Raw genomic sequence first — 23,926 nt, forward strand, 5'->3', positions numbered from 1 at the left:
CGCGGGACGCTTCAATCGTGATTGAGCACTGCAGCAGCCTGTGGATGCAGGCTGTAACTCTTGTCCGGGTTGAAGGTGACGACACCTTCGGCGCACAGACGCTTCAATACTTCGCGCACACTGAGAAACGACAGCGGGACGTCCAGGTCCAGCAGTTGGCTGTGCACGCCGCGCACGCCAAGGCGTCGATCGCTTTGCGCGGCGACCAGCAGGGCGTCGATGACTTTAAGACGAATCAGGCTGGTACGCAGGCCAAAGCTTTTGAGCAGCAGGCGAATGCGCTCATTGCCCTGTCGCTCGGGGCTGGGTGCGAAACTGCTCGCGCGGGGGCTCATGGAAGCTCCTTGTGACGCCTGGCTACCGTCCGTTGGTAGTTGCGAGTTGTACATGGGGTTACTCCTTTTCAGAGCCTGATCAGGAAACGTTTTGGCAGCTCTCACTGAACAAGACGTTTCAGCACGGCGAATCATGAAAGGAAATATGTAGAAATTTTGTCGCTTATTCGTTGTTTTCCCGTAACCACTGGATTGTCCGGTGGGCGCGCGGCCTAAATTTTTTCCCCCGGATTCGTTTCCTGATCAGCCACCTTGCGCCCAGGCGCATGCGTCAACTTCAGACTGGATCCGGCGCACGCGTCGATCCTTGTCCTATCGATCAGGAGCGTGTGTGATTATTTCCAGACAGTTAACCGGGCTGGCCTTTGCCGGCGCGTTCCTCGGGCTCAGTCTGTCGGCCCATGCGTTCAGTCCCGCCACTCAGGCCAGTGCTGCTCAGGCCAGCGCCGAGATTCGCCGCACCGGGTTTGGCGTGCCGCACATCCGGGCAGAAAACGAGCGGGGCCTGGGCTTCGGTATCGGTTACGCCTACGCCCAGGACAACCTGTGCCTGCTGGCCAACGAGATCGTCACGGTCAATGGTCAGCGCTCGCGTTATTTCGGCCCGGACCAGTTCACCGTCGAGGAACGCGAAAACCGCGTCAGCGATGTGTTCTTCGCCTGGCTCAATACCCCGCAGGCAGTCGCCGCGTTCTGGCAGGCACAACCCACGCAAGTGCGCGAGCTGGTAGAAGGCTATGCCGCAGGCTACAACCGCTACCTCGCCGAGCGTCGCCAGCAGGGTTTGCCGCAGCAGTGCCAAGGTGAATGGGTGCGCGAGATCGCCGCCGAGGACCTGGTGAAACTCACGCGTCGGCTGCTGGTCGAGGGCGGGGTCGGGCAGTTCGCCGAGGCGTTGGCCGGCGCAACACCGCCGCAGGCGTCGGCACAGATCGACAGCAATGCACACGCCTATCAGGTCGCGGACGCGCGCATGCAGCGCTTCGCCCTGGATCGCGGCAGCAACGCCGTGGCGGTCGGCAGCGAGCGCTCGTTCAACGGTCGCGGCATGCTGCTGGCCAATCCGCATTTTCCGTGGGTCGGCGGCATGCGTTTTTACCAGATGCACCTGACCATTCCCGGCAAACTCGACGTCATGGGCGCAGCATTGCCGGGGTTGCCGATGATCAACATCGGCTTCAACCAGCATCTGGCCTGGACCCACACGGTCGATTCATCCAAGCACTTCACCCTGTACCGCCTGCAACTTGATCCGAAAGACCCGACTCGCTACCTGCTCGACGGCAAATCGCTGCCGATGAGCAAGCAGACCGTGACCGTGCAGGTCAAACAGGCGGACGGTCAGGTTGTGCCGGTAGCGCGCGATGTCTACAGCTCGCAGTTCGGCCCGATCGTGCAATGGCCGGGCAAGCTCGACTGGGACCATCAGTACGCCTACAGTCTGCGCGATGCCAACCTGGGCAACGATCGCGTGCTGACCCAGTGGTACGCGATGAATCAGGCCGAAAACCTCAAGGATTTGCAGGATTCGGTGCACAAGATCCAGGGCATCCCGTGGGTCAACACCCTGGCGGTGGATGACAAGGGCCAGACGCTGTACATGAACCTGTCGGTGGTACCCAACGTCAGCGCTGACAAACTCGCCCGGTGCAGTGATCCGCGTGCGGGTTTGCAGATGATTGTGCTGGACGGTTCGCACAGCGCCTGCGCGTGGGATATCGACCCACAAGCCGCGCAGCCGGGCATCTATGCCGCCAACCAGCTGCCGCAGCTGCTGCGCAAGGATTTCGTCCAGCATTCCAATGATTCGGCGTGGCTGGCGAACCCGGCGCAACCGCTGACCGGTTTCTCGCCGCTGATCAGCCAGGACGGCCAGCCACTGGGCCTGCGTGCGCGATTTGCTCTGGATCGTCTGAGCACGCTGGGCAAGCAAGGGCCGGTGGCGGTCAAGGATCTGCAACAGATGGTGATGGATGACAACGTGTATCTGGCGACGCAGGTGCTGCCCGATCTGTTGAAGTTCTGCGCTGCCGATCTGGCTGCCGACGCGGCCGCACTGAAGCCGGTTTGCGCCGGCCTCAAGGGTTGGGACGGCCGGGCGAATCTGGATTCGGGCATCGGGCTGGTGCATTTCCAGAACATCATGCAGGCGTTGCTCGAGTCACCGGCTATCTGGCGGGTGCCGTTCGATCCGAAAGACCCGCAGCACACGCCGCGCGGGCTGGCAATCGAACAACCGGCGGTGAGCAAGGCGCTGCGTGAAGCGATGCTGGCGTCGGTCGCTACCACTGAGAAAACGGGGCTCAAGCCTGACACCCGCTGGGGTGATATTCAGGTGGTGAGCAGCGGTGCCCGGCAAACGGCAATTCACGGTGGACCGGGGACGCTGGGCATTTACAACGCGATCCAGAGTGTGCCGCGTGAAGACGGCAAGCTCGAAGTGGTCAGCGGCACCAGCTATCTGCAAGTTGTGACATTCGACGACAAAGGCCCGCAGGCGCAGGGGCTGCTGGCGTTTTCCCTGTCCAGTGACCCGGCGTCGAAATACTCCCGGGACCAGACCGAAGCGTTTTCGAAGAAGCAGTGGAGCGTCATGCCCTTCACCGAAGCGCAGATCAAGGCTGACCCGCAGTATCAGGTGCAGGCCATTCGTGAGGCTGCGGTTCAGCCGGCCAAGGTGGCCGAGCAGTAAGCGATTGATTGAGGCCTGAACGAAAAAGCCGCTGCCCCCTGAAGAGGAGCAGCGGCTTTTTTGTTGTCAGGTTTCATGCTTCAGGTTTTGGTGGCTGGCGGGGCATCGAGTTGATCACCGGGTCACCCTCGGTGTTGCGGGTCAGGTAGACCGGCAGCACCTTGGGCAAGGTGTTGACCAGTCCGCCGAGCTCTTTGATGTTGTAGACGCCGCCGACGCGGATCGCTCCAGTACTGGCGTCAGCGAGCTTCAGCGGCTTGCTCAGGTATCGATTGATCAGTGGCAGGGCTTCGTTCAGTGCCAGGTTGTCCAGCACCAGTTTGCCGCTGCGCCAGGCCAGCGCGTTGTCGTTGGGATAGGTCTGGCTGATCTGTGGCATGTAGTCGCCATGCCGGTACTGCGCCTGCATGGCCGGCCCCAGACGCAAGCCGTCGCCGGGCAGTGCTGCGTTGCTGGTTACCAGCACCGAGCCTTCGATCAGATTGACCCGCACCTGGTCTTCATAGAGCCAGACATTGAAGCGGGTGCCGGTCACGCGGATCTTGCCCTCGGCGGCCCGAACCACGAAGGGGTGGGTGAGGTCGTGACTGACCTCGAAAAACGCTTCACCTTTTTTCAGGGTGACCCGACGTTCGTCCTTGTAATTGCTGAAGGTCAGTTCGCTGTTGAGGTTGAGTTCGACCTGGCTGCCATCGTTCAACGTGACCTGACGGACATTGTCGGTGGCGGCGAAGTGCTGGTAGCTGTTGGGCAGCCAGCCAAGGTTCCAGCCGCTGTAGGCGGCCAGTGGCAACGCCAGGGCGCAGATGCTGGCGGCGATTGCGTAGCGCCGCCAGGCAAGGGCGGGTTTGTTCAGTGGCACATTCAGGGTCGGTTGCGGGCGTGGCAAATGCTCAGCGACGCCCCAGATTTCCAGCATCGCTTCATATTCGAAGGCGTGCAGCGGATGGGCGTCGCGCCATTGCTCGAAAGCCAGACGCTCCTCGGCGGAACAATCGACAGCGTGCAGACGCATGCACCAGTGCGCGGCGGCATCGGTGATCGCATCGTATTCGGCTTCCGAGAGGGATTCTTGGGTCATTGACTCGTCCTGGTTTGCTGCATTCTAACCTTGCGGGCCAAGTGCCGAGAACAACCGTCATGGCAATTGCCCATCAAAGTGGAACTTATTTTTCCGTCTGGCGCCCAAAAACAGGACATCCGAGGAACATCATCCACAAATGGAGTGAAAAAATGATCAAAAGAACCTTTGCCGCTGTTATCGCCACCGCCGCCTTGTTCAGCGCGGGTGCCGCCATGGCCGACCGGCCAGGCGCAGGCTGGGTGACCATCGAGAAGGCTATCGAGATCGTCAAGACCAAGGCCGGTTATGTCGAAGTGTATGAGATCGAGGCAGACAACAATGGCTACTGGAAAGGCGAGGGCCGCAAGGCGGATGGCGTCGTCTACGAATTCCGCATCGATGGTGCTTCCGGCAACGTATTGCGCGATCAGAAAGACTGACGCTGACACGTAGCAGGCGCATGCGCAGGCCCATGGGCCTGCGTTTTTTTGCTCAACTGAGCTCTTCAACAGGCTGAGTGAGCGGGTCGAGTTGTCGACCCATTTCACAGATCAGGAAAGCAATCGAGTCGGCATTGCGCAAGATCGTGTCGATGCGTGCGTCAGCGTTGCGCGGGTTCAGGAATGCCCTTCGCGCCTCCTCCATGGTCGTGCTGGCGGTGGCCTTGAGGATTTCCTTGCCGACGTGAGACAACCCGGGAATCGAGTCCACGCTCATCCATTCGCGCAGTGCGTGGCTCCAGACTGCGAACAGTTCTTCGCGGGGGGTTGCGAGCGACAGTGCTTCACGTTGAAAGCGTTTCTGGCTTTCTTTCATGGCTGCACCGTAACCGGTCACCGTTGCAATCAGATCGGTAAACGGACGCCGGGCCTCCAGCGAAGCAATGTCCACTGCCTTGCCAAACTGATGCGCGAACTCGTGGATCAGCGTCAACGCCTGGGCGTGGCCCTGAACATTGAACGGCTCGGTCAGACCGTCGCTGTACCAGTCGAGTCCTTGATTGAAGAAGTTCTCGGTGAAATGCACTTTGCGGCGTGAGTCGTCATCCAGCACAAAGGCGATCAGGCGGGTCTGTCGGTGTTTGTTCGAACCGACGACGAAGCGTTCGGTGTTCATCAGGTCTTCAGTCGGATCTACCAAGGCTTTGCAGATGGGCACGATGGCCTGTTTTATTTTCGCAAGCACATTGGCGTCGATTCGCGATACGTCAAAAAACCCCTTGAGGAAGCTATCCAGCCGAGTGCCGGGGGCATGGTTCTTCAGTTGGGCCAGGTTGTGCAGACTGTTAAAGGCGTAGTAGCGGGCCAGATCGACTGCCTGCTCCAGGGCACGGGCCTTTTCCGGGTGCCGGGCGCGAATTTCGGTCATGCCTTGGGCTTCGATGTTCAACCAGAGCCTGGTTTCCCGGTCGTTGGCAAGGCGGTTGTGCATAGTCGACAGCGCCTTGCCGAAATGGACCGTATGCTGATCCGGGTCGAGAACCAGTAGCCCAGACGCAGTGTGCTGCAACACCGGCCCGGCCTGATCGGCCCCCTTGATACGCCAGACCGCACCGGGCCGCTCCACCGGATAGACTTTGCCGGCGACGGCGGCGTAGCGGGTGTTATTCGCCACGTCCTGATAAGTGCCATCGGCCGGATTCGGGGTCAGGTCCTGCAAGGCAATTGTCGGCGTTTCGAACGTCTGCAATATCGTCCGGGCTGGGGCCGTTGGTTGGATCTCGGTCCAGTGAGGAGCACTGACAGGAGGCGCAAGCGGTGTTTGCTCAGGTGCAACCTGCGGCACCAGCTTTGACTCCAGTGACAAGCGCCCCAGCGAGATCATCTCTACGCCGCCGGCGATGAAGGTTGCCAGCGCGCGCGTCCAGTGATGGTCCTGCAGCGCTTCGGCAGAGTCGAGGAAGTCCTTGTAGCTTTGCCAGAGAAACTGCGCATAGGCCAGTTTGCCCGGGAGCAGTCCGCGGATCAGCTGGATGCCTTGACTGAACAGGGTTTTCACCGCCTCCCAGTCCGCATGGGCCGAAGGTATCGCATGACTGCCGAGCAATCGTTTCAGCAGCGGCAGGCTTTCATTGAAAAGGTATTCAAGCGCATTGCCAGTGAATGCAGAGGAGGCCAGCGTCATTTCGCTCGTCTGGCCGGCGCTGGCCTTGAACAGCGCTGCAAAGCTCGATTGTTGATTCTGCGGCAAGCGCCGCAGCAGCGAGTCTTGCAAGGCACCTGGCAGGTTGAAGGCGGCGATGACGGCAGCATCGTTCTCGAATTCGCTGAACACGCGTTCACCGTGATACGGCGAATAAAGCACCTGTGGCCCGGCATGTCCGGACGCCGGGCCGATCAGATACAGCCCAAGCGCCTTGATCGCAGCAGCGCCTGCGGTCTTGATCAACTTTACCGGTCTGATCATGGCGTTCGCGCCCGCCACTGTCGCACGGGCGAGCGCATCGGGCATGTCCAGCACCTGGGTCAACAGATCGAAAGCCTTGCTCGAAAGATGCTGTTGCAGTTTGAGCTGATGGGCATGTTGCAGCAGTTGCCAGGGTAACTGGCGGATGAATCGTTGCTTGCGCTGCGCAGCGTTGGCGTCATTGTGGGTCAAGGTGGTGTAAATCGCATCGGCGAAAGCGCCAATATCCAGAGACAGCAGCAGGCTGCGTATCGCCTGCTGGTCGAGTCCGGCCGGCAGCATCTGCGCGCTGCCCGAGGTGATCTTGAAGCGGGTTTGCTCAGCGATATGGGGATGGATCAGAGCGAAGTCGACCAGGTTCACGGCCGGGCCGGCGAGGGCCCGCAGCGGGGTGATTTCGATGTGTTCCGGGTCAAGTTCCGGGGCCTGGAAACGGCTGCTCAGCAGGCTCTTGAGTCGGCGATGGATGTACTCGCGCAAGGTCGGCAAGCCATGCAGGTAATCCTTGCCATCGCTGGCGCTGTGGCGCCATTGCTCGAGCAGTTCAAGGTGCAATTGCTGTTCGTCGAGTGTGGCCATGCCTAGCCAGGTGGGCAGCGTCTGCTGCGTGTTGAGTGCCCTGGCCAGAGCGATCGCTCGCCGCAGATTGACGTTGATCAGTTGTCCGCTCAGCGCTCTGAGGGCTTGTTCCTCGCGGGGTGTTGTGAGCTTCAGGTTGCGCACCCGCTCGCAACGCTGGAGAAAGTGCTCGATGGCCGATTGCGTGCGGTTTTGCAGTACGTTGTCGTTGATCAGGTGCAGAGGCCCCAACGTGTACCGCTGATGAAATCCGTCGATCAACGGTGAGAGGTTTTCCAACAGTGCCAGGCGCTTGTCAGGCTGGCACAGGCGCTGGTTCAACACCTGCCGGGCGCTGTCGATGGAAGCGAATACTTCCAGCCCCATGGCTGGCGACCACAACACTGTGCGCCCTGAGTGCTGTGCATCCAGTCCGCCGCGCTCTGTCAACAGGACGCAGTTGGCCAACGGTAGTTCGGCGTCCTGTCCCGTGGTCTGCACAGTCAGAGACCAGGCATCTGGCCGGAAGCCGTTGAGCCCGTTACGGCGCTGCTGGTCCGGTCGATTGGCGTTGAATACCGTGTCGACGATCGCTTGTTCGGCAAGCCGCTGGCTGCCGCCGAGGACACGCAGTCGCGCTTCACCCGTAACACCCACATAAAACGAATGCGCCAGTTTGGCCAGGATACCTTGCAGATGGCTGCGCTGTTGCACCGCGCTGGTGATTGGCTGCGCCGCGAACTCTTCGGCGATCGGCGGCAGCACGCTGTTGAACAACCTGATTTGCGTGGCAGCGACATCCGCCAGCAGCATTGAGGGTAGCTGGCTGCCAGTGATTGCCAGCCGGGTACTCCAGCGCCCCCCGGTATCGAGTTTGAGGAGTTGTTCGTGGAGCATCGAACGAATATCCAGTGCCTTGTCGAACAGGGCGGCGATATTGATTGCTCCGTCGCTGTGGCGGAACACCTGCAGGACATACTCGATGTTCTTGCGTTGCTTGGTGATGATGGCCTCCATCAGCCCCTTGAAGATCTCGCCGCCGAGCGGTTCGCCCGAGACATGCGGTTGATCGAACCCGATGAATCGCTGGCGCTCTTCAAGGCTCAACAGGCCGTACAGTTCATCGTCGTGGCCGGTCGTGTGGAATTTGCTCAGCAGCGTGTCCTTGAGGTCCTTGTAGTCCTCGAGTACCTGCAACCCCTGAGAGGGTGTGTACAGGCAGGCATCGGTGTGATTGAGCATCAGCGAGCCGGCCAGTTCGACGTGGTTGGGCGGGTATTGCCACAGGTGTACGGCTCCTAGAGCGCCTCGTCGTCCGGAGGTGCCGTGCGGGTCGATCCAGGCCAGCACGTTGTCGCATTTGTCGGCGTCGATGATCCGGGCTTCACGTTTGAGCAGGATGTCGGCCAGGGCCTGTTCGCGCAGCACCCGACAGAAAAACTCCCGCCGTGAGGTGCCGTCGGCGCATACCGCATTCCAATAGGTCTCCATTCGTTCGTATAGCCGCACGAGCAACTGGCCAGACACGGTTTTTACTGCCGCGTCCCAATGATCCTGGTCACCGGCCAGCGAAGGCTTGCGCGGGTGGGAGTAGACGCGCGACTGCGCGCCCGGCCAGCCGGAATGTCGATAGTGCAGCAGCACCGCATTGCCCAACGTCATTGCATCGAGCCAGCGTCCCGGACGGCTGGCTTGTGCCAGTTCATCGTCTGGTGCCAATGCAGCATAGAAACCGACCCTGGTCAGGGCCTGATTGACCCCGGGCATGGCCCCGATGAGCTGATCATTGAGAATCTCCCCGAGCAATATGTCGAGTTCGGGCAGCTGCACCAACTCGTCGAGCATGGCCTGGACGTTGAGTTGCCGGCAGTGCTCGATGGCGGCTTTCTGATCGTCGAATATGTCGCCCTCGATGAATTGGAAGGTCACGCGGATGCCGCGTTTCTCCAGCAGATGTTTGCGTTGCGAGACTGCAAGCAATGCCAGCAGCCGGTCGTCTTCATCCGCGTCCTCAAGCCGCTGCTCCAGGTGGCGGGTCAACGTGGCGAGGCTGTCGAACTTCTTCAGCCCGTCGAAGGGTGTGTAGAGCAGAAACGCCCGGTCATCAGGGGTGCTGCTGAGAATGAAGCTACCCGCCAGGATTATGGCCAGGGGTTCTTCGGTGTTCAGCAACACGCGGTGGGCAACCAGCGGCGGCGTTTGCTGGTGACGCAGTGCTGCGGTTGCGAGTCGCACATGGGCCAGCCAGTCAAAATCCTTGATCGACAGACCGTGGATGTTGCCAAGCGACCTCCACAATCCGGGCGCATCGAGGATTTGTGGGAACAGCAGTGGGGGGACGGGCACAGACATTTTCGGGTCTCTGTCAGGGCGCGGACGAACTCGCCGGTGGATGGAGACGACAGACTAAGAACCGGAAGAGGCGCAAGGGTGGTACATAGTTACCGCACGCAAAGCGTCGCAGTGTGTCTGTGCAACGGCGCGCGATCACCGCAACGGTTGACAGCACCCGGGCCTGACGTGGTTAATCGACGGGCAAGTCGTTCACACGCTGTTGTTCCCTCCAATAATTAGTCTGGAGCTTCAGATGTCTGCGCCACACGATCATGTGTCTTCTGCTGTCTCGCCATCGTTGTCACTCGAGGCGTTGACGCAACTGCTCGAAACGATTTTTCTGCGTCATGGCACCTCCGCCGAGGTCGCCCGCTCACTCGCCGCCAACTGTGCCGGAGCCGAACGTGACGGTGCGCACAGCCATGGTGTGTTCCGGATTCCCGGGTATGTGTCGACCCTCAACAGTGGCTGGGTCAACGGTCAGGCGGTGCCACAGGTAGAAGATGTGGCCCCCGGATTTGTGCGCGTCGATGCCGGCAACGGTTTCGCCCAGCCAGCGCTGGCAGCCGCCCGGTCGTTGTTGGTGGAGAAAGCTCGTAACGCCGGGATTGCCGTGCTGGCGATCCGTAATTCTCATCACTTCGCCGCTTTGTGGCCGGACGTCGAACCCTTCGCCGATGAAGGGCTGGTGGCGTTGAGCGTGGTCAACAGCATGACCTGCGTGGTGCCCCACGGCGCCGACCGGCCGTTGTTCGGCACCAACCCGATTGCCTTCGCCGCCCCTCGGCTCGGTGGCGCGCCGATTGTGTTCGATCTGGCGACCAGCGCCATTGCCCACGGCGACGTGCAGATTGCGGCGCGCAAGGGCGAACGGCTGGCAGCCGGAATGGGCGTGGACAGCCTCGGCCAGGCAACGCAGGACCCGAAAGCCATCCTTGAGGGCGGCGCGCTGTTGCCGTTCGGCGGGCATAAGGGCTCGGCGCTGTCGATGATGGTCGAACTGTTGGCCGCTGCGCTCACGGGTGGCAATTTTTCCTTTGAGTTCGACTGGTCGAATCATCCCGGCGCCAAGACCCCGTGGACCGGGCAATTGCTGATTGTCATCGACCCGAGCAAGGCCGCCGGGCAGAGTTTTGCCGAGCGCAGTCAGGAGCTGGTGCGCCAGATGCACGGCGTCGGACTCAAGCGTTTGCCGGGCGATCGCCGACACTTGCAGCGGGCCAGATCGCTGGCAGAGGGGATCGTGCTCGATGAACAGACGCTGGGCCAGTTGCGCGAACTGGCCGCCGGCTGAGTTTATGCAGGACATGAAAAAGGCGAGCCGGGTGGCTCGCCTTTTTTGTGCGTAACGACTTCAGCGGCGACCGAGCAACAAACCGACCACCAGGCCAAAACCCGCGGAGATCGCGACGGTTTGCCAAGGATGGCCGCCGATGTAGTTTTCGGTGGCATCCACTGCCGGTTTGGTGCGGTCGCGTACGCTGGAAACCGAATCCAGCGCCTGTTGCAGCTTCAGGGCGATTTGCCCGCGCAGGGTCTCCGCTTCTTCGCCGACCAGTGAGGCGCTGCTCTTGAGCAGTTTGTCGGACTCTTCGATCAGAGCCTGAAGTTCGCTGAATGCCTGATCCTTGATTTGGTCTTCGGCGGCTTGCACGGTGGATTTGCGGGCCATTGGGTGACTCCTTGCAGGTGAATGGACAGTGAACAATGGAGTGTGGCGTTGTCTGAAAAGTTGCACTGATTTTAGGTACGGAACAAAAACCTGCGCAGGAGATTTCTGTCGAGCGTGTAAGATGTCGCCATTTTACGCAGCAGGTATTTCCCCATGAGTTTCAATTTGGCCGACAAATCCCTTGCCGAGCGCGCTGCGCTGGAAGACGAGAAATCCCGTCTGTTCGAACTCTGGCAGAACAATCTGGGCAAAGCCAAAGGCGAAGCCGCGCGGTTGTTCGGCGAGCGCGGCAAGCGCAAGGGCAAATGGGCCGAGTGGGTGCGCTCGGAACTCGACGGCATGTCGCCGCCGGAATTTGCCAATATGGTGCGCAGTGAAGTCAACCGGCTGATGGCGGCCAACAAGTAAACGCACTTACGGCGTGCTAAACGCCGCCACAATGGCCTCACGCACCTTGATCACCAGCGGATCGACCTGCGTGCTGGTGCGCCAGCCCAGTTCGATCGGGTAACGCGGCAAGGCCAGCGGGCAGGGCAGCAAGACCAGTCCGCTGAGGGCCGCGATGGCCTGGGCGGCATGCGTCGGGATGGTTGCCACCGCGCTGCTGCCCTTGAGCAGATGCGGCAACGCGGCAAAGTGCGTGGTCGAGGCGCAGACCCGGCGGCTCAGGCCCAGTGTTGCCAAGCCCTCATCGGTGATGCCGATAAAGCCGCCCGAGGACACCAGAATGTGTTCGCGGGCAACAAACGCCTGTAGATCGATCGATTGTTGCCCGGCGGCCAGGCTGCCCGGGTCGACCAGGCACGCATAATCCCCTTCGCCCAACACCTGGCGGCTGAGCAGGCGTTCGGCAAACCCGCCGGCGGTGATCGCCAGGTCGATGCTGCGTTCCATCAGCGCGCGGGCGACGATCTGACTGTGGGTCTGGCGGAAGATCAGCCGCAGCTTCGGCGCGCTGCGGGCAATTTCTTCGATCAGGCGTCGGCCATAAGCGATTTCAAAATCATCCGACAGGCCCACCGTCACCGAGCGGCCCTCGTACTGATGCGCCGCCGGGTCGACCATCGCCAGGCTCTGGCGGCATTTATTCAAGGCCTCGCTGACCACCGGTTTCAGTTGATTGGCCTTGAGCGTCGGCGCCAGTCCGCGACCGGTGCGCACGAACAACTGATCGCCATACACCTCGCGCAACCGGCGCAACGCCGCGCTGACCGCCGATTGCGTCACGCCCAGCCGCAGCGCCGCACGACTGGCGCCGGACTCTTCATGCAGGGCTTCGAAGACTTTCAGCAGGTTGAGGTCAACGGTCGCGATATTCATAAGGCTCATATCATTCAGCAGTGAATCGGTCTTTATTCATGATCCCGCGCCGCCGCAGAATCGGCAACACTTGAACCCGATGGAGTGACCGCGATGCCCAAATCAATTGTTGCCGCCCTGCAGATTGGCGCCTTGCCCGGTGGCAAAGGTGAAACCCTGGAACAGATTCTGCGTTGGGAAGACGCGATCAGCGAGTCCGGCGCGGCGTTGGTGGTAATGCCTGAAGCGCTGCTGGGCGGCTACCCGAAAGGCGAAGGTTTTGGCACACAACTGGGTTATCGCTTGCCCGAGGGGCGCGAGGCCTATGCCCGCTACTTCGCCAACGCCATCGATGTGCCGGGGGCTGAAACCGAGGCGTTGGCCGGCTTGTCGGCGCGTACCGGGGCCAATCTGGTAATCGGCGTGATCGAGCGCGCCGGCAGCACACTGTATTGCACGGCGCTGTATTTCGATCCGCAAGCGGGGCTGGTGGCCAAGCACCGCAAACTGATGCCGACGGGCACCGAACGGCTGATCTGGGGCAACGGCGATGGCTCGACGCTGCCGGTGCTCGACAGCCAGGTCGGACGCCTTGGGGCTGTGGTGTGCTGGGAAAACATGATGCCGCTGCTACGCACGGCGATGTACGCCAAGGGCATTGAGGTCTGGTGCGCGCCGACGGTGGATGAGCGTGAGATGTGGCAGGTCAGCATGCGCCATATCGCCCATGAGGGCCGCTGCTTTGTGGTCAGCGCCTGTCAGGTCCAGGCTTCGCCGAAGGCGCTGGGCGTGGAGATTGCCAACTGGCCGGCGGATCGACCGTTGATTGCCGGCGGCAGCGTAATTGTCGGGCCGATGGGCGATGTGCTGGCAGGGCCTTTGCGCGGCGAGGCGGGATTGCTGACGGCGCAAATCGATACCGATGAACTGGTTCGGGCGCGATATGACTATGACGTGGTTGGCCACTATGCGCGGCCTGATGTGTTTGAGTTGAGTGTCGATGAACGCGCCAAACCCGGCGTACGCTTCACCGCATAAGCCCGCTCCCACAGGGAATGTGTGTGCAATTGATTACCACGTCGCAGCAGTGGCTCTCGGCAGGCTGAGCTTGCCGCTGTCGACAAATCGCATGGTGCCGAACAAGCCACCGGCCAGTTTGCCGCGCAGCACGTAGGGCAGGTTATCGAGGGTTTGCGTCTGGCTCAGGCCCAGCGTCTGGCGCAGCACCGAGAACGCGGAAACACTGACCGGCACGCTGACCACGGTTTCCGAGAAACGCGGGATCGAGCCGACCTGATCACTCACGCCCGAGGCCAAAGGATGGCCGTTGACCTCAAGGTCGAGGGCGATGCCGGTGTAATCGATGGCGGTTTCGTTGGGGTTCTGCACCCGCAACTTGATCGCGAAGCGCACTTCCAGATCCTGGCTCGGCAACGGTTCGAGGCCGACCACGTTGATGTTCACCGGATCTCGGTTGGGAAACAGCGCGCAGGCGCTCAGGGACAACAGCAGCAGGGACAGGATGACGGCGTGGAAGCGGCGCATAAACAGTCTCTCAAAAAAAGGGCCGAACCGTTGCCGGCTCAGCCCTTTGTTCAAGGCGCAGCGTCAGCGGTTCAACTGTGCGACCGCCGCGGCGGTTGCAGGTTCAGCTTTGGCCGGCAGATCGGGATTTTCCATGACCTGCAGAATCGACGCTTCCGGATCGAAATCGTCTTCCTCAAGCTCCATGAACTCTTCCGGCAGGAAGATATTCAGCACGATAGCGCACAACGCACCGACGGTGATCGGCGATTCGAAGATGTTGCGCAGCGCCTGCGGCAACTCGCGCAACACTTCAGGCACAGCCGCGATGCCCAAGCCCATGCCGATAGAAATCGCCACGATCAGCATGTTGCGCCGATGCAGCCCAGCCTCGGCGAGAATCTTGATCCCGGCCACGGCTACAGTGCCGAACATCACCAACTCAGCACCGCCAAGCACCGGTTTGGGCATCAGTTGCAGTACCGCGCCGATCATCGGGAACAGGCCCAGCAGCACCAACAGGCCGGCGATGAAGAACGCCACGTAGCGGCTGGCAACGCCGGTCAACTGGATCACGCCGTTGTTCTGCGCAAACGTCACCATCGGCATGCTGTTGAACACGGCTGCCATGGCCGAGTTGAGGCCGTCGGCGAGCAGGCCGGACTTGATCCGGCGGATGTACAGCGGGCCTTTGACCGGTTGCCGCGAGATCATCGAGTTGGCGGTCAGGTCACCGGCCGCTTCCAGCGGCGAGACCAGGAAAATCACCGCCACCGGCACGAATGCCACCCAGTCGAAGTTGAAACCGTACTTGAACGGTACCGGCACGCTGACCAGCGGCACCTCGGGCAGGTTGGCGAAATCCACCGTGCCCATCAGCCACGCGACCACATAGCCAAGGGTCAGGCCGATGACGATGGCGCCCAGGCGCAGAAACGGCACATCGACCCGGTTCAGCACAACGATGGTGCCCAGCACCAGCGCCGCCAGGAACACATGGCTGGCCGCGCCCAGATCGGCAGCGCCGAAGCCACCGGCGATGTCGGTCATCGCCACTTTGATCAGCGACAGGCCCATCAGGGTGATGATGGTGCCAGTGACCACCGGGGTGATCAGCATGCGCAGTTTGCCAATGAACTGGCTCAACACCACTTCGATGAATGCGGCGAAAAAGCACACGCCGAAAATCGTCGAGAGGATTTCATCGGTGCCGCCGCCCCGGGCCTTGACCATGAAACCGGCGCTGAGAATCACACTGATGAAGGAAAAACTGGTGCCTTGCAGGCATAACAAGCCTGAGCCGACCGGACCGAAACGCCGCGCCTGAACAAACGTGCCCAGCCCCGAGACGAACAGCGCCATGCTGATCAGATACGGTATTTCACTTTGCAGGCCCAGGGCGCCGCCCATGATCAGGGTCGGGGTGATGATGCCGACGAAGCTGGCCAGCACGTGCTGCAGTGCGGCGAATACGGTGGCAGTCAGGTGTGGACGGTCGTTGAGGCCGTAGATCAGATCGTTGTTGCGCGGGACTTTTTCAGAGGCGGTCATGGTGTTTTGCGCGCCGTGAGGCGGGGCCGGGTCAGAAAATGGAGGCGCAGGATGCCGGAAGAGGGCGGCGAGGGCAACGAGCAAAAATTGCCTGAAAGGTCAGGTTTTATTGGGCGAGAGGGGTTTGGGCATAAAATCGCAAATGCAAGTAAAGCCCTGGTGAGCCAGCAAGTCCGCCTCGCCACAAGTAGCAGTCTGGCTCATAAATTAAATGCACTGAGCAAATCCTCTTCAAACGCCTTCTGTGCATCCCCTGGCACCTGCGCCCGATGTCGGGCCAGATGAAATGCCACCTCGAAGCTCAATGCTCCTGGCCGCAGTGCCCGCAGCAGGCCCTTATCCTCCCAGACCCGTGCATAGTGATCGGGCAGATAATCGACGTGCTTGCCGGAAAGAATGAAGGCGAGGGTGCCCTCGACCTGTTCCGAACGCGCGGAAAAGCGCTTGTCCGCGAACGGCTCGCCCGTGCGCATGAAGCGGTACGGATGATCGACCCGGTCGCAGGCCTGCAGCGCCGCATCGTCCGGCGTATCGACGGTAAACAGCGGATGGCCCTGCGCGCAGTACAAATGCTGGGTTTCCCTGAACAGCTCGTGGTAATCGAAAGCGCTCTGTACTTGTGAGAAATAACCGATGGCCAGGTCCAGTCGCTGTTGCAGCAGCAGGCGCTCCATCTCCCCAGGCATCGCGCTGATCAACTCGATGCGCACCGACTCATCGCGCCCGCGAAAGCGCCGGATTGCCTCCGCGACCCGCAGCAGTACCGACTGATCGAGCGCTTCCGACAAGCCCAGGCGCACTTCACCGATCAACCGTCCGGCGACGCCGTTGGATTGATGGCGGAAGGTTTCGATGGATTCGAACAACGTACGGATCGCAATCAGCAACTGCTCGCCCTTGGGCGTGACGCTGAAGCCGCCCTTGCCACGGCTGCACAGGCGATAGCCGAGGCGCGTTTCGAGTTTGGCCATTTGCTGGCTGATGCTCGACTGACTCAGGCCCAGTTCACCTTGTGCGGCACTGAAGCCGCCACATTCCACGACCTGCACAAACAGGCGCAGCAACTGCAGGTCGATATCGTGGAGTTGACCGAGCATTACATTACCTCTGGATAAAGTCAGGTTAACAAACTTGATATTCCCGCAATGTATCCGAGCCCGCATCCTGCAACCACTTCCTCCGGTCAGGTGTTCGTCATGGCTCCCGTGTTCAAGCTGTGTTTTCCCGCGCTGTTGTTATCCGTGGCCCTGCATGCCCAGGCCGAGGACAAAACCCTCAACCTCTACAGCTGGGCCGATTACGTGCCGGCGCAAACCCTGCAGCGCTTCGAGCAGGAAACCGGTATTCATGTGCGTTACGACACCTTTGACACGTCCGAGGTGCTGGAAACCAAACTGCTGACCGGTGGCAGCGGCTATGACGTGGTCGTGCCGTCCTCCAGCGTTCTGGCCCGAGGGTTGGCCGCTGGCGCGCTGAAGGAAATCCCCCATGAAGGCCTCAAGGGTTACACCAATCTTGATCCCGATCTGCTGCAGAAACTCACGGCAGTCGATCCCGGCAATCGCTACGCCGTGCCCTACACCTGGGGCACGCTGGGCTTGGGCATTAACGTCGAGGCAGTGAAAAGTCGCCTGCCGGACGTGCCGCTCAACAGCCTGGATCTGCTGTTCAAGCACGAGTACGCGAGCAAACTCAAGGACTGCGCGATTGCCGTGCTCGACTCGCCGCAGGAGGTCATTGGCCTGGCACTGCACTATCTGGGCAAAGATCCCTACAGCACCGACAAGACTGATCTGGCCGCTGTTGAAGCGTTGTTGCACAAACTCCAGCCCTCGGTGCTGTACGTCGCCACTGGCCGGCAGATCAGCGATCTGGCGAACGGCAGCGTGTGCCTGGCGCTGACCTACAACGGTGACGTGAGCATGGCTGCCGATCAGGCGCACAAGGCCAACAAACCTTATGAGGTCGCTTACCGAATTCCACGCGAAGGTACGTTGATCTGGCAGGACAACCTGGCCATTCCCAAGGACGCGCCAAACCCGCAAGCGGCGCGGGCGTTCATCGAGTTCATGCTGCGCCCCGAGTCTGTGGCCGAGCTGACCAACACACTGTTTTTCGCCACCGCCAACCAGGCCGCGACGCCGCTGGTGGATGAAGCGGTGCGCAACGATCCGGACATTTACCCGCCCGCCGAAGTGCGCGACCGCTTGTACGCCGATCGCAGCATGAGCCTCAAGGACATGCGTCAGCGTACGCGCCTGTGGACCACTTTCCGTAGCCATCAATAACCAGAGGAGCACACCAATGGACGTGCCGATGCTCAACGACCAAGCCATGACCCGTGACAGCCTGTACGGCACTTGCGCCGAAAGCACCTACGCCGGGATCACCAGTTTCATGCGTCGCCGCTACAGCCGTGATTTGCGCGGCGTCGACGTAGCGGTCAGCGGCGTACCGTTCGACACCGCCACCAGCAACCGCCCGGGCGCGCGTTTCGGGCCACGGGGGATTCGCGCAGCGTCCACCGCGATTGCCTGGGAACGGCACTGGCCGTGGGCGTTCGACCCGTTCGATCATCTGGCGGTGATCGACTACGGCGACTGCGACTTCGATTACGGCTCGGCGCACACCATCCCGGAAAGCATCGAGGCTCACGCCGAGCGGATTCTCGATGCCGGCAGTGCGATGCTGACGTTTGGCGGCGACCACTTCATCACGTATCCGCTGCTCAAGGCCCATGCACGTAAACACGGTGCGCTGTCGTTGATCCACTTCGACGCGCACAGCGACACCTGGCCGGACGAGGACGGCAAGCGCGTCGATCACGGCACCATGTTCTGGCACGCCGCCAAAGAAGGGCTGGTGGATCCATCGCGCTCGGTGCAGATCGGATTGCGCACCACCAATGACGATCATCAGGGTTTTGCCGTACTCGACGCACGCCAGGTGCATCGGCGGGGCTGTGAGGCGATTGTCGAGGCGATTCGTGCGCGAGTCGGTGACAACCCGGTGTACCTGACCTTTGATATCGACTGCCTCGACCCGGCATTCGCACCGGGCACTGGCACTCCGGTGTGCGGCGGATTAAGCACGGCGCAGGCGCTGGAAATACTCGGCGGTTTGCGCGGGATCAACCTGGTGGGGATGGACGTGGTGGAAGTGGCGCCGGCCTATGACCATGCGGAGGTGACGTCGCTGGCGGCGGCGACCCTCGCCATGGAAATGCTCTGCCTGTATGCCGCCCGACACAAAGTCGACCTCTGAAACACCACAAAAAACCTGTGGGAGTGGGCTTGCTCACGAAAGCGGTGTGTCATTCACCGATGATGCTGGCTGCCCCACCGCCTTCGGGAGCAAGCCCCCTCCCACAGAGAATCTCTATTACAGGCAGTTCTAGCACTGTGCTCCGAGGCAACAAGACACACACTCGACCTCTGACACACCACAAATCCCCTGTGGGAGTGGGCTTGCTCACGAAGGCGGAGTGTCATTCACCGATGATGCTGGCTGCCCCACAGCCTTCGGGAGCAAGCCCCCTCCCACAGAGAATCTCTATTCCAGGCAGTTGTTGTACTGTGCTCCGAGGCAACAAGACACACACTCGACCTCTGACACACCACAAATCCCCTGTGGGAGTGGGCTTGCTCCCGAAGGCGGAGTGTCATTCACCGAAGATGTTGGCTGACACCGCCATCGCGAGCAGGCTCACTCCTACAGGAATCTGTCTTCCAGGCAGTTGCTGCACTGTGCTCCGAGGCACCAAGACACACACTCGACCTCTGACACACCACAAATCCTCTGTGGGAGTGGGCTTGCTCACGAAGGCGGAGTGTCATTCACCGATGATGTTGGCTGCCCCACCGCCTTCGGGAGCAAGCCCCCTCCCGCAGGGATCTTCGGAGCAGCCCGCTCCCACAAAAGTCCACCTGTTTTTCAGGGACATCGTGGCATACTGCCGCGCATGACTTTCGACTCTCCCTTAAGCGCCTGGCAACACGCGATCCAGCACAAGGGTTTCATCCAGGATGAAGCCCAGGAGCACGCGGTCTGGGCGTTGCAAAAATGCCATGAAGCCTTGCACGCCGGTGCTCGTTCGGTCACCGGCGTGTACTTGTGGGGCCCGGTCGGGCGTGGCAAGACCTGGTTGATGGATCAGTTCTATCAAAGCCTGCGGGTGCCGGCCCGGCGTCAACATTTTCATCACTTCATGGGCTGGGTGCATCAGCGCTCATTCCAGTTGACCGGGATTGCTGACCCGCTGCGGGCACTGGCCAGGGAACTGGCGGCTGAAGTGCGGGTGCTGTGTTTTGACGAGCTGTTCGTCAACGATATCGGCGACGCGATTATCCTCGGGCGGCTGTTCCAGGTGATGTTCGACGAAGGCGTGGTGGTGGTCTGCACCTCCAACCTGCCGCCGGATGAGCTGTATGCCGATGGTTTCAACCGCGACCGGTTTGTCCCGGCAATTGCCGCGATCAAGGCCCACATGCAAGTCGTTGCGGTGAACGGTGCCGAGGATCATCGCCTGCACCCGGGCACCGCCCGGCAGCGATATTTTGTCGCAGAGCCTGGGCAAGGCAGTGCGCTGGAGCCAGTCTTCCAGTCGCTCAACGCCGGGCAACCTGCCAGCGCGGAGCCGGTCCCTGTGGGACACCGGGTACTGAACGTGGTGCAGGCCAGTGCGGCGGTGCTCTGGTGTCGCTATGCCGATCTCTGCGAGCAACCGTTCGCTGCCATGGACTTCATTACCCTGTGCGATAGCTATCGATCTATTCTGTTGAGCGAAGTGCCGAACCTCAGTGCACAAAAACGCGAGGGGCGTATCGCTCGCGGTACGGAAGACGGCTCGGCGCAGGTGGTGGCCGGTGACCGCGAGTTGCCGCAATTGTCGGTTCACGACGACGGTGTGCGCCGCTTCATCGCGTTGGTCGACGAGTGTTACGACCGTAAAGTCCCTCTGTACATCGAGGCTCAGGTACCGATGGAGGCGCTGTACACCGAGGGGTATCTGGAGTTCCCGTTCCGCCGCACCCTCAGCCGCTTGCAGGAGATGCAACTGCAGCGTTTTGCCGAATGAGCGAAGAGGGCGCAAGCATGAGCCAACCGCTGTCCCATCACTTACTGACCATGGCTTACCAGAACGCGTGGGGGACATTGAACAGCCGGTAACATTCCTCGCCGACGATTTTCATCTTTAGAGGTTGTAGGTTGAATCAGCCTCGCGTTATGGTCGAACAGCCTTTCAGGTGCGCGCCTTGCACGCCGGGGTCATGATCGGGGATGGAAATGGATTCCGCAGAAGTTCTTGTGCTTCAAGCCAGCTACACCAACCCACTGCACGCCGAAGCCATCGGCATCGTGCTCAATCACTACGCAGAAGATCCCATGGGTGGCGGTCATTCGCTTGCCCCCGAACTGCTGCGTCGCGTGCCCGAAGAGCTGGCGCGCAGACCCCATGCTTTCAGCGTGCTGGCTTTTGTCGGCGGTGAACCGGCAGGGCTGGTGAACTGCTTCGAAGGCTTCTCGACGTTTGCCTGCAAACCGCTGGTCAATGTTCATGACGTGGCGGTGGTGGCGAAATTTCGCGGCCTCGGGCTGAGTCAGAAAATGCTGCGCAAGGTCGAGGATATTTCCCGCCAGCGCGGTTGCTGCAAAATCACCCTGGAAGTACTCGAAGGCAACGCCGTGGCGCAGAACTCTTATCGCAAGTTCGGTTTTGCCCCGGGGATGTTCGACCCCGAGCATGGTCGCATGCTGTTCTGGATCAAGGATCTGCAGGCATAAAAAAAGGCGCCCCGAACAGGGCGCCCAACTGTCGTCTCCGAGGCCAGAGCGGAGCCATCGGAGGTCCATCGGTTGCTCGTTGAATCAGTCGCGATAAGACTCGGTGACTTGTGCGGTCTGATCGTCTGGAACCTTCAGTTCCACCGTTTTGGATGCGCTCTGCTGCTCGCTTTGCGCGTGGTGGACCGGGAAGTTGTCGTAGTAATGCCGCATGCGTTCGGCGCCGCCCTCGGCAAAGGCGCTGGCGGAACCGAGGGCGAGTAGCCCGGCAAGGATTACGGTGCTGGTGTTCATGGTGCCTCCTACTGAAAAACGTGGGAGCCGTTCGTCCATGAAGCAGATCTCGGGGCACAGTGTCCCCAGCGTGAATTAACTCGGGGTTAACACTTCGCCAGGGATTGCCCTGTAATGGCGCGATGCGCTGGATCAGAGCTTCCAGTCCAGGCTCAGGGTCACCGTGCGCGGGTCGCCCCAGTACACGCCGTTGTAGAAGCCGACGTTGTCGTAATACTTCTTGTCGAACAGGTTATCGACGTTGAGCGATGCCGACAGGTGCCTGTCGAACTCATAACGCGACATCAGCTTGACCACGGTGTAGGCGCCCTGACTGATTTGCGCGCGTTCGGTGATGAGCCGGCCATTGGCACCACGACCGACCGGACGGTTGGATGCACCATAGACATCGCTCTGCCAGTTCACGGCGCCCCCTACGGTCAGAGCGTGCCAGTTGCCCGGCAGGCGATAGGCCGTGGACAGGCGCAACATGTTCAGCGGCTCATTGGTGTTGGTGCGCTGTTTTTCGCCGTTGACCGAGTGGGTGTAGGTGTAGCCGGCGGTCATGTTCCAGCCGTCGAGAACCTCCCCGGAGACCTCCGCTTCAAAGCCATTGACCTTGTTGCCCTTGCCGCCGGACTTGTAGAACTGCTCGCCGGTCACCGGGTCCGGCACCACTGAATCGTCCAGTTCGGCGACGTTGTCCTGCTTGCTCCAGAACAACGCCGTGGACAGGTTCAGGCGCTCATCGAGCAGGCTGCCCTTGAGGCCCACCTCGTAGTTGCTGCCGACCACCGGCTCGATGTATTTGCGATTGGCGTCGCGTTTGGTCTGTGGTTTGAAAATGTCGGTATAGCTGACGTAGGCGGTGTATTCCGGCGTCAGGTCGTACAGCAGACCGGCGTAAGGCGTCCACATGTCGTTGTGTTGCTGGCTGCTTTTGTCGACGCCGCTCAGGTGCAGGTTATCGTCGTAGGCGTTGGTGGTGCTGGCTGTCTTCCAACTGCCGTAACGACTGCCGAGCACCGCATGCAGTTCATCGGTGAAGCTCAGGCGCGTTGCCAGGTAACCGGCCTTTTGCCGGGTGTAATCCTTGAAGCCGCTCAGTCCGGTCACGGTGTCCGGGAATTTGCCGATGTCGCCCATGTACTTCCAGTCACGGATGGTGTCGTAACCGGCCGGCAGCGCACCGGCGATGGTGTACGGGTCATCGGAGCGGCGTTCGGCTTCGCCGTAGCCGAACATCATTTCGTGCTCGCGTCCGAGCAGCGAGTAGGGGCCGGAGACGTTGAAGTCATACGCCTTCATGGTTTGGTTGCCGGCCATGTGGCTGGTGTTGGCGGACATGCCGCTGCGGTCGGCTTCGGGGAAGCCGCCACCGCCGTAGTAGATCTTGCCGTCGGTGTCGCTTTTACGATGGGTGTAGGCGGCTTTCAAGTGCCAGCCGCCGGCCATTTGCTGGTCGAGGTTGGCGAACGCGGTCTTGTCGCGCAGCGGCCAGGAACTCCAGGAGGTGGCCATGTTGGTCGAGCGCCCCAGCCCGGCCTTGCCGCCCTCGGCATTCCAGTAGGGCACGGTGCCCCACGAGGTGCCCTGAACCTGTTTGTCCTGATAGTCATAACCGACTGCCAATACGGTGGAGTCGGTCAGGTCGGCTTCGAGGATGCCGTAGCCGACTTCACGTTGCAGCGCGTACTTGTCGCGGAACGACTGGCTGTCGCGATAGGCCAGTACCGTGCGCCCGCGCAAGCGACCATCGAACGCCAGCGGGCCGCCGACATCGACGTAGCTGTAGTAGTCGTCATAGCTGCCGCCGCTGACGCCTGCCAGCGCTTGCAGTTGGGCAGTCGGACGTTTGCGCACCATGTTGATGGTTGCCGAGGGATCGCCGGCGCCGGTGGTGAGTCCGGTTGCGCCGCGCACCACTTCAATCCGGTCGTAGATGATGGTGTCGGCGTCGGACTTCATGTAGCTGAAGGTGTTCAGCATCCCGTCGATCTGGAAATTGTCGATCGAGTAACCGCGCGCCGAGTAGCTGACCCGATCCGAGTCGTTGTGCTGCACGACGATGCCGGTGGTCTGGCTCATGGCGTCGGACAATGTACCGAGTTTGAAATCGTCCATCTGCTGACGCGTGACCACCGACACCGATTGCGGGGTTTCCTTGATTGACAGGTTCATCCGCGTTGCGGTGCTCATCGCGCCGGTGGTGTAGGCGTGAGTGTTTTCGGTGTTGATGCCCAGGCCCTCGGCGCTGACGCTGGTGGCTGCCAGCTCCAGTGCCTGGGCGGCGGATTGCGCCGGTGTTTCCGGGGCAGCGTCAGCCAGCAGATCGGGACTCAACGCGGCACTGCACAGGCCGAAAGTGAGGGTCATGGAACGGGTGATGGGCGCGAACATCGCAGCCGACTCCTTGTCTTCGAGAGAAAAAATCC

General features: G+C 61.0%; 19 protein-coding genes. 9 read left to right on the forward strand and 10 right to left on the reverse strand.

Annotated features, from left to right (window positions below; translation table 11 throughout):
• Positions 1-11 precede the first annotated feature (11 nt).
• Positions 12-389, reverse strand: a complete 378-nt coding sequence (locus AC0J41_RS11815) for a fe2+ zn2+ uptake regulation protein (RefSeq protein WP_025109974.1) — start codon at positions 387-389, stop codon at positions 12-14.
• Positions 390-666: 277 nt separating this feature from the next.
• Here AC0J41_RS11815 and pvdQ point away from each other — a divergent pair, with 277 nt between their 5' ends.
• On the forward strand, positions 667-3,027 hold the full coding sequence (gene pvdQ / locus AC0J41_RS11820) for a bifunctional acylase PvdQ (protein WP_473015660.1): 2,361 nt from the start codon (positions 667-669) through the stop codon (positions 3,025-3,027).
• 73 nt (positions 3,028-3,100) lie between these two features.
• Here the strand turns inward: pvdQ and AC0J41_RS11825 are convergent, their stop codons facing one another.
• On the reverse strand, positions 3,101-4,108 hold the full coding sequence (locus tag AC0J41_RS11825; RefSeq protein WP_473015662.1) for a FecR family protein: 1,008 nt from the start codon (positions 4,106-4,108) through the stop codon (positions 3,101-3,103).
• 152 nt (positions 4,109-4,260) lie between these two features.
• On the opposite strand from AC0J41_RS11825, the gene AC0J41_RS11830 reads away from it, so the two are divergent.
• Positions 4,261-4,530, forward strand: coding sequence for a PepSY domain-containing protein (locus AC0J41_RS11830; RefSeq protein ID WP_025109971.1), 270 nt, complete (start codon positions 4,261-4,263; stop codon positions 4,528-4,530).
• A gap of 52 nt (positions 4,531-4,582) precedes the next feature.
• On the opposite strand, the gene AC0J41_RS11835 is transcribed toward AC0J41_RS11830, so the two are convergent.
• Positions 4,583-9,406 (reverse strand): dermonecrotic toxin domain-containing protein, encoded by a 4,824-nt coding sequence (locus tag AC0J41_RS11835; protein ID WP_473015663.1) that lies wholly within the window; start codon positions 9,404-9,406, stop codon positions 4,583-4,585.
• Positions 9,407-9,641: 235 nt separating this feature from the next.
• Between AC0J41_RS11835 and AC0J41_RS11840 the strand changes: the two genes are divergently transcribed.
• The gene (locus AC0J41_RS11840) at positions 9,642-10,682 is read left to right on the forward strand and encodes an Ldh family oxidoreductase (protein WP_473015664.1); all 1,041 of its coding nucleotides are present in this window, start codon (positions 9,642-9,644) and stop codon (positions 10,680-10,682) included.
• A 60-nt stretch (positions 10,683-10,742) separates the two neighbouring features.
• Here the strand turns inward: AC0J41_RS11840 and AC0J41_RS11845 are convergent, their stop codons facing one another.
• Positions 10,743-11,060 carry an ElaB/YgaM/YqjD family protein gene (locus AC0J41_RS11845; protein WP_025109969.1) on the reverse strand — a complete coding sequence of 106 codons (318 nt, stop codon included), beginning with the start codon at positions 11,058-11,060 and terminating at the stop codon, positions 10,743-10,745.
• 153 nt (positions 11,061-11,213) lie between these two features.
• Between AC0J41_RS11845 and AC0J41_RS11850 the strand changes: the two genes are divergently transcribed.
• Positions 11,214-11,468: a hypothetical protein gene (locus AC0J41_RS11850; RefSeq protein ID WP_008088647.1), complete on the forward strand. Its 255-nt coding sequence runs from the start codon at positions 11,214-11,216 to the stop codon at positions 11,466-11,468.
• A 6-nt stretch (positions 11,469-11,474) separates the two neighbouring features.
• On the opposite strand, the gene AC0J41_RS11855 is transcribed toward AC0J41_RS11850, so the two are convergent.
• Entirely contained in the window at positions 11,475-12,389 is a 915-nt protein-coding gene (locus tag AC0J41_RS11855; protein ID WP_473015666.1) for a LysR family transcriptional regulator, read from the reverse strand.
• A gap of 84 nt (positions 12,390-12,473) precedes the next feature.
• Here AC0J41_RS11855 and AC0J41_RS11860 point away from each other — a divergent pair, with 84 nt between their 5' ends.
• The gene (locus tag AC0J41_RS11860) at positions 12,474-13,397 is read left to right on the forward strand and encodes a carbon-nitrogen hydrolase family protein (RefSeq protein WP_473015667.1); all 924 of its coding nucleotides are present in this window, start codon (positions 12,474-12,476) and stop codon (positions 13,395-13,397) included.
• Positions 13,398-13,430: 33 nt separating this feature from the next.
• Here the strand turns inward: AC0J41_RS11860 and AC0J41_RS11865 are convergent, their stop codons facing one another.
• The 3 genes from AC0J41_RS11865 to AC0J41_RS11875 all read right to left on the reverse strand — a co-directional run bounded on the left by AC0J41_RS11865 (position 13,431) and on the right by AC0J41_RS11875 (position 16,531).
• Positions 13,431-13,904 (reverse strand): LEA/WHy family protein, encoded by a 474-nt coding sequence (locus AC0J41_RS11865; RefSeq protein WP_473015668.1) that lies wholly within the window; start codon positions 13,902-13,904, stop codon positions 13,431-13,433.
• A gap of 63 nt (positions 13,905-13,967) precedes the next feature.
• Positions 13,968-15,434 carry a nucleobase:cation symporter-2 family protein gene (locus tag AC0J41_RS11870; RefSeq protein WP_025109965.1) on the reverse strand — a complete coding sequence of 489 codons (1,467 nt, stop codon included), beginning with the start codon at positions 15,432-15,434 and terminating at the stop codon, positions 13,968-13,970.
• Between the two features lie 200 nt (positions 15,435-15,634).
• The gene (locus AC0J41_RS11875) at positions 15,635-16,531 is read right to left on the reverse strand and encodes a LysR family transcriptional regulator (protein WP_473015669.1); all 897 of its coding nucleotides are present in this window, start codon (positions 16,529-16,531) and stop codon (positions 15,635-15,637) included.
• Positions 16,532-16,630: 99 nt separating this feature from the next.
• On the opposite strand from AC0J41_RS11875, the gene AC0J41_RS11880 reads away from it, so the two are divergent.
• From AC0J41_RS11880 to AC0J41_RS11895, 4 genes are all read left to right on the forward strand, one after another.
• The gene (locus tag AC0J41_RS11880; RefSeq protein WP_473015670.1) at positions 16,631-17,722 is read left to right on the forward strand and encodes a polyamine ABC transporter substrate-binding protein; all 1,092 of its coding nucleotides are present in this window, start codon (positions 16,631-16,633) and stop codon (positions 17,720-17,722) included.
• A 16-nt stretch (positions 17,723-17,738) separates the two neighbouring features.
• Positions 17,739-18,698 (forward strand): agmatinase, encoded by a 960-nt coding sequence (gene speB / locus AC0J41_RS11885; RefSeq protein ID WP_473015671.1) that lies wholly within the window; start codon positions 17,739-17,741, stop codon positions 18,696-18,698.
• Positions 18,699-19,395: 697 nt separating this feature from the next.
• Positions 19,396-20,511, forward strand: a complete 1,116-nt coding sequence (gene zapE / locus AC0J41_RS11890; protein WP_473015672.1) for a cell division protein ZapE — start codon at positions 19,396-19,398, stop codon at positions 20,509-20,511.
• A gap of 209 nt (positions 20,512-20,720) precedes the next feature.
• On the forward strand, positions 20,721-21,218 hold the full coding sequence (locus tag AC0J41_RS11895; RefSeq protein ID WP_473015994.1) for a GNAT family N-acetyltransferase: 498 nt from the start codon (positions 20,721-20,723) through the stop codon (positions 21,216-21,218).
• Between the two features lie 84 nt (positions 21,219-21,302).
• Here the strand turns inward: AC0J41_RS11895 and AC0J41_RS11900 are convergent, their stop codons facing one another.
• Both AC0J41_RS11900 and AC0J41_RS11905 read right to left on the reverse strand, forming a co-directional pair.
• Positions 21,303-21,512: a hypothetical protein gene (locus AC0J41_RS11900; RefSeq protein WP_025109959.1), complete on the reverse strand. Its 210-nt coding sequence runs from the start codon at positions 21,510-21,512 to the stop codon at positions 21,303-21,305.
• Positions 21,513-21,644: 132 nt separating this feature from the next.
• Positions 21,645-23,891: a TonB-dependent siderophore receptor gene (locus tag AC0J41_RS11905; protein WP_473015674.1), complete on the reverse strand. Its 2,247-nt coding sequence runs from the start codon at positions 23,889-23,891 to the stop codon at positions 21,645-21,647.
• Between the last annotated feature and the right edge of the window lie 35 nt (positions 23,892-23,926).

The organism is Pseudomonas sp. Arb-4-2C, from assembly GCF_055755015.1.

Bases quoted from the DNA above. Each gene is read 5' to 3' on its own strand.
- AC0J41_RS11850 (WP_008088647.1), top strand. From the start codon at position 11,214: ATGAGTTTCAATTTGGCCGACAAATCCCTTGCCGAGCGCGCTGCGCTG.
- AC0J41_RS11845 (WP_025109969.1), bottom strand. From the start codon at position 11,060: ATGGCCCGCAAATCCACCGTGCAAGCCGCCGAAGACCAAATCAAGGAT.
- AC0J41_RS11895 (WP_473015994.1), top strand. From the start codon at position 20,721: ATGGATTCCGCAGAAGTTCTTGTGCTTCAAGCCAGCTACACCAACCCA.
- AC0J41_RS11870 (WP_025109965.1), bottom strand. From the start codon at position 15,434: ATGACCGCCTCTGAAAAAGTCCCGCGCAACAACGATCTGATCTACGGC.
- AC0J41_RS11855 (WP_473015666.1), bottom strand. From the start codon at position 12,389: ATGAGCCTTATGAATATCGCGACCGTTGACCTCAACCTGCTGAAAGTC.
- AC0J41_RS11815 (WP_025109974.1), bottom strand. From the start codon at position 389: ATGTACAACTCGCAACTACCAACGGACGGTAGCCAGGCGTCACAAGGA.
- AC0J41_RS11840 (WP_473015664.1), top strand. From the start codon at position 9,642: ATGTCTGCGCCACACGATCATGTGTCTTCTGCTGTCTCGCCATCGTTG.
- AC0J41_RS11875 (WP_473015669.1), bottom strand. From the start codon at position 16,531: ATGCTCGGTCAACTCCACGATATCGACCTGCAGTTGCTGCGCCTGTTT.
- AC0J41_RS11900 (WP_025109959.1), bottom strand. From the start codon at position 21,512: ATGAACACCAGCACCGTAATCCTTGCCGGGCTACTCGCCCTCGGTTCC.
- AC0J41_RS11860 (WP_473015667.1), top strand. From the start codon at position 12,474: ATGCCCAAATCAATTGTTGCCGCCCTGCAGATTGGCGCCTTGCCCGGT.
- AC0J41_RS11835 (WP_473015663.1), bottom strand. From the start codon at position 9,406: ATGTCTGTGCCCGTCCCCCCACTGCTGTTCCCACAAATCCTCGATGCG.
- zapE (WP_473015672.1), top strand. From the start codon at position 19,396: ATGACTTTCGACTCTCCCTTAAGCGCCTGGCAACACGCGATCCAGCAC.
- AC0J41_RS11905 (WP_473015674.1), bottom strand. From the start codon at position 23,891: ATGTTCGCGCCCATCACCCGTTCCATGACCCTCACTTTCGGCCTGTGC.
- AC0J41_RS11865 (WP_473015668.1), bottom strand. From the start codon at position 13,904: ATGCGCCGCTTCCACGCCGTCATCCTGTCCCTGCTGCTGTTGTCCCTG.
- speB (WP_473015671.1), top strand. From the start codon at position 17,739: ATGGACGTGCCGATGCTCAACGACCAAGCCATGACCCGTGACAGCCTG.
- AC0J41_RS11830 (WP_025109971.1), top strand. From the start codon at position 4,261: ATGATCAAAAGAACCTTTGCCGCTGTTATCGCCACCGCCGCCTTGTTC.
- AC0J41_RS11880 (WP_473015670.1), top strand. From the start codon at position 16,631: ATGGCTCCCGTGTTCAAGCTGTGTTTTCCCGCGCTGTTGTTATCCGTG.
- AC0J41_RS11825 (WP_473015662.1), bottom strand. From the start codon at position 4,108: ATGACCCAAGAATCCCTCTCGGAAGCCGAATACGATGCGATCACCGAT.